12 protein-coding genes are annotated in these 10,411 nt (G+C 68.9%); 1 reads left to right on the top strand and 11 read right to left on the bottom strand.

Going from position 1 to position 10,411, the window contains the following annotated elements; translation table 11 throughout:
- The 8 genes from FXN61_RS42315 to FXN61_RS42280 form a co-directional block, all read right to left on the bottom strand.
- Positions 1–380 (bottom strand): ESX secretion-associated protein EspG (locus tag FXN61_RS42315; RefSeq protein ID WP_167979479.1); only part of this gene is annotated, 380 nt, incomplete at its 3' end.
- On the bottom strand, positions 380–1,573 hold the full coding sequence (locus tag FXN61_RS42310) for a PPE domain-containing protein (protein ID WP_167979478.1): 1,194 nt from the start codon (positions 1,571–1,573) through the stop codon (positions 380–382). The genes FXN61_RS42315 and FXN61_RS42310, both read right to left, overlap by 1 nt.
- Positions 1,574–1,575: 2 nt before the next feature.
- The gene (locus tag FXN61_RS42305; RefSeq protein WP_167979477.1) at positions 1,576–1,941 is read right to left on the bottom strand and encodes a transcriptional regulator; all 366 of its coding nucleotides are present in this window, start codon (positions 1,939–1,941) and stop codon (positions 1,576–1,578) included.
- A 97-nt stretch (positions 1,942–2,038) separates the two neighbouring features.
- Entirely contained in the window at positions 2,039–2,620 is a 582-nt protein-coding gene (locus FXN61_RS42300; protein ID WP_167979476.1) for a DUF3558 domain-containing protein, read from the bottom strand.
- 6 nt (positions 2,621–2,626) lie between these two features.
- Positions 2,627–3,193, bottom strand: coding sequence for a GNAT family N-acetyltransferase (locus tag FXN61_RS42295; protein ID WP_167979475.1), 567 nt, complete (start codon positions 3,191–3,193; stop codon positions 2,627–2,629).
- An 11-nt stretch (positions 3,194–3,204) separates the two neighbouring features.
- A complete protein-coding gene (locus FXN61_RS42290) occupies positions 3,205–3,981 on the bottom strand; it encodes an HAD-IA family hydrolase (protein WP_167979474.1) in 777 nt (258 codons plus the stop codon).
- Entirely contained in the window at positions 3,960–4,346 is a 387-nt protein-coding gene (locus tag FXN61_RS42285) for a DUF1707 SHOCT-like domain-containing protein (protein ID WP_167979473.1), read from the bottom strand. The genes FXN61_RS42290 and FXN61_RS42285 overlap by 22 nt, the downstream gene beginning before the upstream one ends.
- A gap of 30 nt (positions 4,347–4,376) precedes the next feature.
- A complete protein-coding gene (locus FXN61_RS42280) occupies positions 4,377–6,149 on the bottom strand; it encodes an acetyl/propionyl/methylcrotonyl-CoA carboxylase subunit alpha (RefSeq protein WP_167979472.1) in 1,773 nt (590 codons plus the stop codon).
- 133 nt (positions 6,150–6,282) lie between these two features.
- On the opposite strand from FXN61_RS42280, the gene FXN61_RS42275 reads away from it, so the two are divergent.
- Complete coding sequence (locus tag FXN61_RS42275; protein WP_167979471.1) at positions 6,283–6,939, top strand: hypothetical protein; 657 nt, start codon at positions 6,283–6,285, stop codon at positions 6,937–6,939.
- On the opposite strand, the gene FXN61_RS42270 is transcribed toward FXN61_RS42275, so the two are convergent.
- The 3 genes from FXN61_RS42270 to FXN61_RS42260 all read right to left on the bottom strand — a co-directional run bounded on the left by FXN61_RS42270 (position 6,936) and on the right by FXN61_RS42260 (position 10,356).
- Positions 6,936–8,219 (bottom strand): dicarboxylate/amino acid:cation symporter, encoded by a 1,284-nt coding sequence (locus FXN61_RS42270; RefSeq protein WP_167979470.1) that lies wholly within the window; start codon positions 8,217–8,219, stop codon positions 6,936–6,938. The genes FXN61_RS42275 and FXN61_RS42270 overlap by 4 nt on opposite strands.
- A 180-nt stretch (positions 8,220–8,399) precedes the next feature.
- The gene (locus tag FXN61_RS42265; protein ID WP_167979469.1) at positions 8,400–8,999 is read right to left on the bottom strand and encodes a Maf family protein; all 600 of its coding nucleotides are present in this window, start codon (positions 8,997–8,999) and stop codon (positions 8,400–8,402) included.
- Complete coding sequence (locus FXN61_RS42260; protein WP_312878423.1) at positions 8,959–10,356, bottom strand: MFS transporter; 1,398 nt, start codon at positions 10,354–10,356, stop codon at positions 8,959–8,961. Before FXN61_RS42260 ends, FXN61_RS42265 begins: the two co-directional genes overlap by 41 nt.
- Between the last annotated feature and the right edge of the window lie 55 nt (positions 10,357–10,411).

The raw sequence follows: 10,411 nt of genomic DNA, 5'->3' as shown, positions 1-10,411 counted from the left end.
CGCAGGACCAGCTGGCCGCCGTCCAGGACGGCCATGACGCCTGCCTGGCCTTTGCCGGCGGCCAGGACGCGCACGCTGCGCTCGCCCAGCCACATGCGGGCGTCGATCTCCTGCTGCGGGCGGTTCATGACGTGCAACAGGTCTTCCAGGGTCGGGTCCAGGGAGCGCGGGCCGCCCAGGCCGCGCGCACCCAGCTGGCGCCAGACCTGGTCCTCGATGCCCCTGCGTTCCTCGCGGGTCTTGCCCGGTGAGGGGACTTTCAGGACCAGCGGCATCGTCTCCAGGCCCAGGTGCTCCCAGAGCACGTCGAACTCCAGGGTGGAGATGATCACCGGGTCGCGCGTGTCGCTCGCCCCGACGTCCAAGCCGAACAGAGTCATCAGTCGGTCGTGCTCTCCCCGATCACGGGCAGCGTGTAGCTGCCGACGCCGTAGATGTCGTCTCGTTCGCGGAGGTAGTCGGCCGCCTTGTGCAGCGTGTCCTCCTCGTCCTCGCCCTTGCGCGGGCCCATCCCGCCGAACGGGTCGAACGACTGCGGCATCGGCACGGCCCTGCGGTGCACCTGGTCGTTGTTCGAGGCACCGACCGTGCCCATCGGGCCCATGGACGTCCCGGCGGCGTTGGCCACACCGGCGGCCTGGCCGTGGTTCATGACCGTGCCCATGGCGGCCCCGGACGCCGCGGTCGCGCCGTCCTCCATCTCCTTGCGCTCCGAGGAACCCGAGGATCCGGAACGGCCGGAGCGCGGACCGGGCACTCCGGCACCAGCGGTGCCCGTGCCACCGGGACCGGCGGTGCCGGCCGACGACAGCGATGTCGTGGAGCCCTTCGACGCGGCGGCCGCAGGAGTCGACGCACTGGAAGTGCGCGTCGAGGGAGCAGGAGGAGCAGTGGCCCCGCGAGGCGGAGTCACTGCGGCCCCACGGGTACCAGACCCGGTGCGGCTACGCGTGACGCCACCAGTCGTGCCGCGCGGACCGATGCCCCAGACAGCGGCCGCGCCGACGTTGGCACCACCACCGTGCGCGACGCCGGTGCCGCTGATCTGCAGCTGCGGCGGCTGGCTGAACTGGCCCAGGGTCGAGGTGTTCGCGGTCGTGGACGACGCGTAGGTGGACATGACCTCACGGGCGCGGCGCTCGGCGGCGTCCTGGGCCGCCTCCTGCTTCTCGTGGTCGGTCTGGCCACCGAAGAGGTGTGTGAGGCCCGTGATCAGTGCACCCGGCTGCTCCGACGTCACGGCGACAGGGGGCGGCATGTCCGCGCGGGCCTTCGAGATGTGGCCGGCCTGCAGCTCGGCCGAGTAACGCATCACGTCCGAGCCTGTGCGCGCGCTGTCCGCCCATGCCGCGATCGGGTTCAGGCCGGCCTGCGCCATGTCGGCGGCCTTGCCCGACCACTTCGCGCCCGAGAGCGTGATGCCGGAGTGCAGGTCGTCGTTGATCTCGCTCAACGCGGCCGACACGCCCGCCCAGCGCTCCATCGACGCGAACGACGCGGAGGCGCCCGGACCTGCGTGGATGCGTTCGTACAGCTCTTTGTGGCTGTAACCCTGCCAGCGGTGTTCTGCCATGGTCAGCACCCGCTCTTGTTCATCATGCCGGTGTTGTCGCCCTCGACCACGTTGTACTGCCGCTCGATCTGGTTGAGGTTGTCCATCGCTGTCTTGAGCTGCCGCTGGTAGTTCAGCAGCGCCTGCAGCGCGGAGTCGCCGTCCGCGATCGACCGGTCGTTGAACTTCTCGGCGGCTTCCTTGCTGACCGGGTCACCCGCCCACGGCCGGACGCGGAACTCGGTGATCGCCATCTCGATCTGCTTGTCGAGCTTGGTCAGCGCGGCGGAGAAGGTGCTGCGCAACGCTGGAATCGCCTCTGGTTCCACGTTCAGCTCGTGGCTGACGGGCGGCGAGGAATCGGCCCCGCTGCGTCCCCCTGGCGGCATGGTGCGACCTCCGGCGATTGTGCGTACAAGCGCGTCGACACTCTAACCACTGAAAGTAACGCTGGGGAGTGGAATCAGTGACATCCGCCCGTGTGGGTCAGCGCTTCTGGAGCAAACTGGCCATCGCCGCCTCTGCCACCCGCTGCGCGCCGAGGCAAAGATGATCTTGTTGCACCGCAGTGGAATTCCCGCCGTCGCGGAACATGACGTCGAGGAACTGACCCTCCGCCACGTCGATCTCCACGTTGCAGGCGTCGTGCACGTCGGGTGTGCGGACGGTAATCGCCGCGAAGCCCTCGATCGAGCTCACCGTGTAATCCACCTGGGCGTTCTCCGAGAGCCACACGTCAGCGCCGGAGACCAGCACCAGCGCGATCCTCGCCACGTTGCCGCTCTTCGTGCCGCGGATCGTGCACGCCTTCGCGCCGCCGAAGCTCGGCTCGACGTACGCGCTGGGCGGGTTGTCGAGGCTCAACGCGATGCGCTGGTCGGCGGTCAGCACCGCGCACGGGTCCACCCCGTCGAGCGGCACGGCACGCGGCCGCTGCGGGAAGTCCATGGCCGACACCGACGTCGTCGGCGGGGGAGGAGGCGGCGGGGTGGTCAGCGAACTCTGCTCAGGCACGGCCGTGCATCCGGCCAGCGCCACCGCAACGATGAACAGCGCCGTGGTACGCATGGCCGGTCACCGTAGCTGTTCGGGCTGGGGGTCCGTCGCCAGGCGCGACCACAGCAACATGTCCTCGCGCTGATCATCGACGATCGTCTCCTCGCGAAGACGACCCTCCAGGGTGAACCCGCACTTCTCCGCGACCCGCTGCGACGCCTTGTTCGTCACCGCGTGCCGGTAGGTGACGCGGTGGATCTCCATCGCGCCGAACACCCAGCCCAGCGCGGCGTTCAGCGCGGTCGGCAGCACGCCCTTGCCGCGGTGCTTCGGCTGGGTCCAGCACGTCACCTCGGCGAGCTTGCTCCTGGCGTCGATGTCGCGGATGACGATGCCCGCCAGCATCTCCGCCGTGGTGGCGTCGCACACCGCCCACGACCAGCGGTAGTTGTGCTTCCAGCCGTTGGTCATGAACACGATGAACATCTCCGCGGCCGCGGGGCTGTCGATCCCCATCATCGCCAGGTAGCGATGGGTGTCCTCGTCGGCGTACGCCTCGACGATCGCCGGGATGTCGTCGATGCGGTCGTCGCTGCGGAAGGCGCGCAGGTAGTACTCACCCGCGTTGATCTCAACTGGCTCCACGGCTCGTGAGGCTAATGGTCGCCGGTGAACCCGTCGTGCCGTTCCGCCAGATCGTCGAGCTCGTCACGATGCGCGGACGCGGGAGTGCCGTCAGGAGCCGTCGTCAGCTCGATCACCCAGTCCACGTCTTCGGCGTCGTCCTCGCCCGCCAGCATGTCCCTGTGCACCGCGCACGGCCCCCAGCCGGCCTTGAGCAGCTCCGCCGCCAGTTCCTCGGCCTCGTCGCGGTCGGGCAGGATCAGCAGCACGGTCGCGGGGATCAGCCCGCGCGTCGCCAGTGCCGTCCGCAACGCCGCCGTGTCCGGCACGTGCACGCCGTCCAGCCCCGCCTCGCACGCGGCAGCCGCGTTCTCCTCCGAGTCGTCGCAGAACACCGCGGTCGAGTGGCCGAGCTCGTCCAGCACACGCCGGAAGATCGCGGGATCCGGCTTCGCGACACCGAGCCGCGCCGAACTGAAGATCGCGTCGAGCTCCACGTCCATGCCGAGCAGGGCCAGGTCCGATTCGAGCCGAGTGGTCGCGTTGGAGAGCAACGCCACAAAGCACTGCCGCCGTGCCGCGCGCACCAACGCCAGCGCCTCGGGGATCACCTCGCCGGGCGTGGCCACGAAGCCAGGACCGACCTCCTGCCGCCACTGCTCGTCGGAGATCTCACCCGTGACGGCACGGTGCAGCAGCGAGGGTTCGAAAGCGATCTCGGCGATCTCCGGCGGCACAGGAGGGAACGAGCGCAGCACGCCGTCGAGATCGAGCAACAGCAACGGTTTCAGCGCCGGCGTCCGTTCCACCGGCCCCACAGGATCGCCACGGCGGGGATGAGCAGGAAGATCAGCGGGTTCTTCACCAGGACGAAGAACGCGATCACCACGGCGACACCGACCACGGGCACGACCGCGCCCTCCCACCTGCGCGCGGGCACCTTGGCGGGCTCGTTGAACATCGCCATGGGCGTGACGAACTGCGGTCGCGGGTCCGGCAGGTCGTGGAACAGCGACATCAGCTCGCCGCGGGTCTTGGCGGTGGTGATCCTCGCGGACCGCTCGCCGTACTCATCGATGTCGATACGGCCGGCGCTCATGTGCTCGCCGAGCACCTGCAACGCCTGCTGCCGCTCGGTGTCACCGATGCGGATGTCCCGTGACGGGTCGCTCACCCTTCAATCCTAGGTGAGCGACCCGGCGGGTCAGTCCTTCAGCTCGCAGATCACAGTGCCCTGCGTGATCGGGTCACCGGGAGCGGCCGCGAGACCCGTCACGGTGCCGGCCTTGTGCGCCGTCACCGGGTTCTCCATCTTCATGGCCTCCAGCACCACGATCAGGTCACCGGCCTCGACGATCTGCCCGTCCTCGACGGCCACCTTGACGATCGTGCCCTGCATCGGCGCCGCCACCGCGTCACCGGAAACGGCGGCGGCGTTGCCACCCGCGCGCTTCGACTTCGGCTTCTTCGCACCGGCCGCTGCGGCGGGACGCCCGCCACCGACGGCGAGGTCACCCGGCAGCGACACCTCGAGGCGACGGCCACCGACCTCGACCACGACGGTCTGCCGCGGCGTCTCCTCCTCGGAGGCCTCCGAGGATCCGGCGAACGGCGCGATCTGGTTGTCGAACTCGGTCTCGATCCATCGCGTGTGCACGGTGAAGCCCTCGGGCTTCTCGGCCGTGAACGCCGCGTCCCGCACGATCACGCGGTGGAACGGCAGCACGGTCGCCATGCCCTCCACGACCATCTCGTCCAGAGCACGCCGCGCACGAGCCAGGGCCTCTTCGCGGTTCTCGCCGGTCACGATCAGCTTGGCCAGCAACGAGTCGAACTGCCCGCCGATCACCGAACCCGACTCGACACCGGCGTCCACGCGCACGCCGGGACCGGACGGGGCCACGAAGGTGGTCACCGTTCCCGGCGCGGGCAGGAAGCCGCGGCCGGCGTCTTCGCCGTTGATGCGGAACTCGATGGAGTGTGCGCGCGGCGTCGGGTCTTCGAGGTGCTTGAGCTTCTCGCCTGCCGCGATGCGGAACTGCTCGCGCACCAGGTCGATGCCGGTCGTCTCCTCCGAGACCGGGTGTTCGACCTGCAGGCGGGTGTTGACCTCGAGGAACGAGATCGAGCCGTCGAGGCCGACGAGGTACTCGACAGTGCCGGCACCGTGGTAGCCGGCCTCCTTGCAGATCGCCTTGGCGGAGCTGTGGATCGTGGCGCGCTGCTCGTCGGTCAGGAACGGCGCGGGCGCCTCCTCGACCAGCTTCTGATGACGGCGCTGCAGCGAGCAGTCGCGGGTGCCGACCACGATCACGTTGCCGTGCTGGTCGGCGAGCACCTGCGCCTCGACGTGACGCGGCTTGTCCAGGTAGCGCTCGACGAAGCACTCGCCGCGGCCGAACGCCGTGACGGCCTCGCGGACCGCGCTGTCGAACAGCTCGGGAATCTCTTCCATCGTGCGCGCGACCTTCAGGCCACGACCACCACCGCCGAACGCGGCCTTGATCGCGACGGGAAGACCGTGCTCCTCGGCGAACGCGATGATCTCTTCCGGGCCGTTGACCGGGTCCTTGGTGCCGGGCACCAGCGGCGCGCCCGCGCGCATCGCGATGTGCCGCGCGGTCACCTTGTCACCGAGGTCGCGGATCGCCTGCGGGGTCGGGCCTATCCAGATCAGGCCCGCGTCCATCACGGCCTGCGCGAAGTCGGCGTTCTCGGACAGGAAGCCGTAACCGGGGTGCACGGAGTCGGCACCGGACTGCGCGGCGGCGGCGAGCACCTTCTCGAACGACAGGTAGCTCTCGCCGGGCGTGTTGCCGCCCAGCGCGAACGCCTCGTCCGCGAGCCTGACGAACGGCGCGTCGCGGTCGGGATCGGCGTAGACGGCGACGCTCGTCAGTCCGGCGTCACGGCAGGCACGGATGACCCGGACGGCGATCTCACCGCGGTTGGCGATGAGGACCTTGCGCAGCGACACGGCGTCGTACCTCCTGCTGGACCGGTAATTACGGCTCTGGCTGGTGCCGCAGTCTACGGAAATCGGTGAACTCCGAGAGGGAGAGACGGCTCACTTCACAACCATCGTGAGCCCATCCGCCACAATCTGCGACGTGGGTGCATCCAGGTCCGTGCAGGTGACCGCCGTCGTTGCCGCCGTGGTCGTCGTCGCGGGGCTGGTGTTCGCCTATTTCCAGCGGCCCAACAACACCGATTCAGGACAATCAGGTACCGACACCGGAATGCGCTGCGGCACCACCGTCTGCCAGGTCGTCATCGGCAAATCGGTCGGCAAGGACCTGGTCGAGCTGCTCGCCGGCACCGGTGGCGGGCGGATCAGGGTGACCGGGGAGTCCGGCCCGTTCATCTTCGAGATGACCATCGCGGAGTCCGGCGCGAAGGTGGACGGCGAGTCGCTGCAGTGCGACGAGGCGGCGGTCAGCGTGTGCCTGGTGCGCGGGGCGCACGACGGTGATCTGCTCGGCGAGGTGCTGGTCCGCAAGGACGGCACGTGGTCGCGCGTGCAGGCGGCCTACCTCGCGAGCGCCGGGTATCTCGGGCTGCACGACGTCAACGAGGACGGCACAGCGGACATCGTCGCCGCCCAGCACGCGTGCGACGGCCAGTGCAGAAACGCGTTCGTGCAGGTGTTCTCGGCGATCGGGCCGGACGTCGGCTGCACGACCACGGCACCGGAGCGGGACCAGCTCCCAGGCTGGCCCACACCGGTGCCGAAGTTGTCGCAACTACGTCCTTGTGCGAACGGTTAGGCGTTCACGAGTTCCTTCTCCGCCGGGGAAGGCTCGTCGATCAGGTTCTCGCTGCGCGCCACCACGACCGGCACGGTGATCTGCCCGGCGACGTTGGTCGCGGTGCGGATCATGTCGAGGATCGGGTCGATCGCGTAGACCACGGCCACACCGGTCGCGATCACCTGCGGCGGCAGGCCGACGACGCTCAGCGTCAGCGTGAGCATCGTGTACCAGCCGGTCGTTCCCGCCGTGGCGAGCGCGCCGAACACGGCGACCAGCACGATGCCGACGTACTGCCACACCGAGAGCTGGATTCCGAACAGGTTCGCGATGAAGATCGTCGCGACGGCCGGGTAGACCGCGGCGCATCCGTCCATCTTGGTCGTGGTGCCCAGCGGCACGGCGAAGTTCGCGTACTCCTGCGAGACACCGAGGTCCGTGACCGCCTTGCGGGACAACGGAAGCGTGGCGCCGGAGGAACGCGACACGAACGCGAACTGGATCGCGGTGCCCGCCTTGCGGAAGAACTCGATCGGCGAGGTCTTGCCGACGAACTTCAGCAGGATCGGGTAGACGACGAGCAGCACCAGCAACGTGCCGACGTACACGGCGAGGATCAACGAGAACAGCGGCCGCACGAACGAGTTGCCGTAGGACGCCACGGCGTTGCCGATGAGACCGAAGATGCCGATCGGAGCCAGCAGGATGATCCAGCCGACGACCTTCTGCACGATCTCGAAGAACGACTTCACCAGGTTCGTGAACGGTGCGGCCTTCTCGCCCAGCGCGTATGCGGCGAAACCGACCAGCACGGCGATGAACACGACCTGCAGCACCTCACCCTCGGTGAAGGCGCTGAAGATGTTGGTGGGCACCAGGTTGTCGAGCAACGCGCTCCACGAGCCGGACGCGCGCTTGGCGAGCTTGTCGACCGCACCGGCGGCGGGCTCGATCTGCACGCCCTGGCCCGGCTTGAGGATCGTGGCGACCGCGATGCCGATCAGCACCGCGATGAACGACGTGATGGCGAACCACAGGAACGTCTTGCCGCCGAGGCGGGCGGCGGTGCGGCCGCCGCCGAGGTTCCGCAGCGACGCGATGCCGACGACGATCGCGGTGAACACCAGCGGGATCACGGTGAGCTGCAGCAGCGCCGTGAAGGTGGAACCGATCTCGGCGAGCAAGGGCGCGAGCCACGTGCCCTTGCCGAGCCAGCCGGCGAGCGCGCCGAGGACGAGCGCTCCGAGCACGGTCAGGCCGAAGACCTTGGGCTTGCGGTATGTCTGGACGAACGACACTGGAACATCTCCTGGGCAGGGATGAGCGAAACAGGGCTGGGAGCGGTTAGCTCCGACAGCCCGTGCTCGTCCTGCGTGCCAGGTCTATGTGCCTGCGACGCGTCAAGTACTCGTTCACCGCTTGCCCCCAACGCCTGCGATGGGGGCAGTCTTCCCTGATCAAGCCAAGTGTGACCAGGGCTACCAGAGCGTGGACACGGAAACACCCACCTGGCCGAGCAGCCTTCGGGTGAGCGGCAGGCTGATGCCGATGACGGACGTGTGGTCGCCGTCGATGCCGTCGATGAACCAGCCGCCGAGCCCGTCGATCGTGAAGCCGCCCGCGACGTGAAGTGGCTCACCCGTCGCGATGTACGCCTCCAGCTCCTCGTCGGTCGGCGTGCCGAACCGCACGGTCGTCGACTCGGCGGCCGACGCGCGGTCGGTGATCTCGCCTCCTGACACGCGCAGCACCGTGTGCCCGGTGATCAGGACGCCGCTCTTGGCCGCCACCCGCCGCCACCGCTCCCGCGCGACCTCGGCCGTGCCGGGCTTGCCGACGAGCTCGCCCTCGAACAGCAGCATCGAGTCGCAACCGACGACGACGCACTCGTCGTCGTGCTCGATCGCCTCGGCCTTCGCCGCGGACAGCGCGACGACGGTCTCCTCCGGCGTGGGGTTCTCGAGCGACTCGACGAGCGCGTCCTCGTCGACGCCGGAGACCCGGACGACGGGCTCGATGCCCGCGGAACGCAGGACGCTAAGACGGGCGGATGACTGGGAGGCCAGGATCAGACGCACCAGCGGAGTCTGTCACGCCGCCCCGGAACCCGAACGCCGCGACCAACCCGATCACCAGCACGGCGAGGAGCATCAGCAATGTCGCTCGCGTTGCCGAGGTGAAGTCACCGGTGGCCGCCAGCGTCACCTGCAGCACGGCCCCGGTCGCCGCGCTGCTGAGCACGTTGCCGAACTGCCGCGAGGTGTTGTAGATCCCGGCGCCCGCACCGAGCAGCGAGCGGTCGAGCGTCTTCGTGGAGATGTTCGTCAGCGGCGAGTACACGAGCCCCATGCCGATGCCCGCGACGATCAGTGCCGGGATCAGCACCCACGGCGGTACGTCGTTCAGCAGGAACGCGATCGCGCCGATGCCGAGCCCGAGCAACAGGAAGCCGGTGATCGGCAGGAACTTCGCGCTCGCCCGGTTCGAGAGCCGTCCCGCCGCGATCGCCGTGAGCCCGGACAGCAACGACGACGGCGCGGTGATCAGACCCGTCATCAGCGGCGACAGTTTCGGCACGGTCTGCAGGAACAGCACCAGCGGCACGAAGAGCCCGCTGACCGTGAAGCCGATGACGATGTTGGCGACGTTGCCGAGCGCGAAGTTGCGGTTGCGGAAGATCCGCAACGGCATCAACGGCTCGGGGTTGCGCTCAGCCGCCTGCCACAGCACGAACACGACGAGCAGCACCACACCCGCCACGATGATCCCGGCGATGGTCACCGGCCCGGCGACCCGGCCCCAGCCGTAGTGCTCGCCGTTCTGCACGCCGAACACGATGAGGCCGAGCCCGAGGCAGCACAGCAGGACACCGGGCACGTCGAACCGGTGTGCCCGGCCCGGCCGCAGGTCCGGCACCCACAGCACGGCCAGCACGAGCCCGATGACGCCGATCGGGATGTTCACGAAGAAGATCCACTGCCAGCCGAGGTGGGTGACGAGCACACCACCGAGCAGTGGCCCGGACACCGTCGCGAGTCCGGCGACCGAGCCCCACATGCCCAGCGGCGCACCCCGGCGGTCCGGCGGGAACAGGTGGGTGATGAACGCCATCGTCTGCGGTGTCATGGCCGCGGCACCCAGGCCCTGCACGGCGCGGGCGGCGATGAGCGACGTGGCGCTGCCCGCGAGACCACAGGCCAGCGAGGCGAGCACGAACAACAGCAGCCCGGCCAGGTACAACCGCTTCGGCCCGAACCGGTCACCCAGCCTGCCGGTCAGCAGCAGCGGCACCGCGAACGCGAGCAGGTAGGCGCTGTTGACCCAGATGACGTCGTTCAGCGACGCGCGGAGGCCGGTCAGCATCGAGGGCATCGCGATGTGCACGATGGTCGTGTCCAGCAAGGTCATGAAGAAGCCGATGCAGAGCGCGAACACCGCTTTCCAGCTCGCCCTGTCGGATCGAGTAGTACTACTGATGCGCGCTCACCTC

The organism is Lentzea indica, from assembly GCF_012184385.1.
Lineage (GTDB): Bacteria > Actinomycetota > Actinomycetes > Mycobacteriales > Pseudonocardiaceae > Lentzea > Lentzea indica.
This window is presented reverse-complemented; position numbering and strand designations above follow the sequence as displayed.

Bases quoted from the DNA above. Each gene is read 5' to 3' on its own strand.
- FXN61_RS42310 (WP_167979478.1), bottom strand. From the start codon at position 1,573: ATGGCAGAACACCGCTGGCAGGGTTACAGCCACAAAGAGCTGTACGAA.
- FXN61_RS42305 (WP_167979477.1), bottom strand. From the start codon at position 1,941: ATGCCGCCAGGGGGACGCAGCGGGGCCGATTCCTCGCCGCCCGTCAGC.
- FXN61_RS42300 (WP_167979476.1), bottom strand. From the start codon at position 2,620: ATGCGTACCACGGCGCTGTTCATCGTTGCGGTGGCGCTGGCCGGATGC.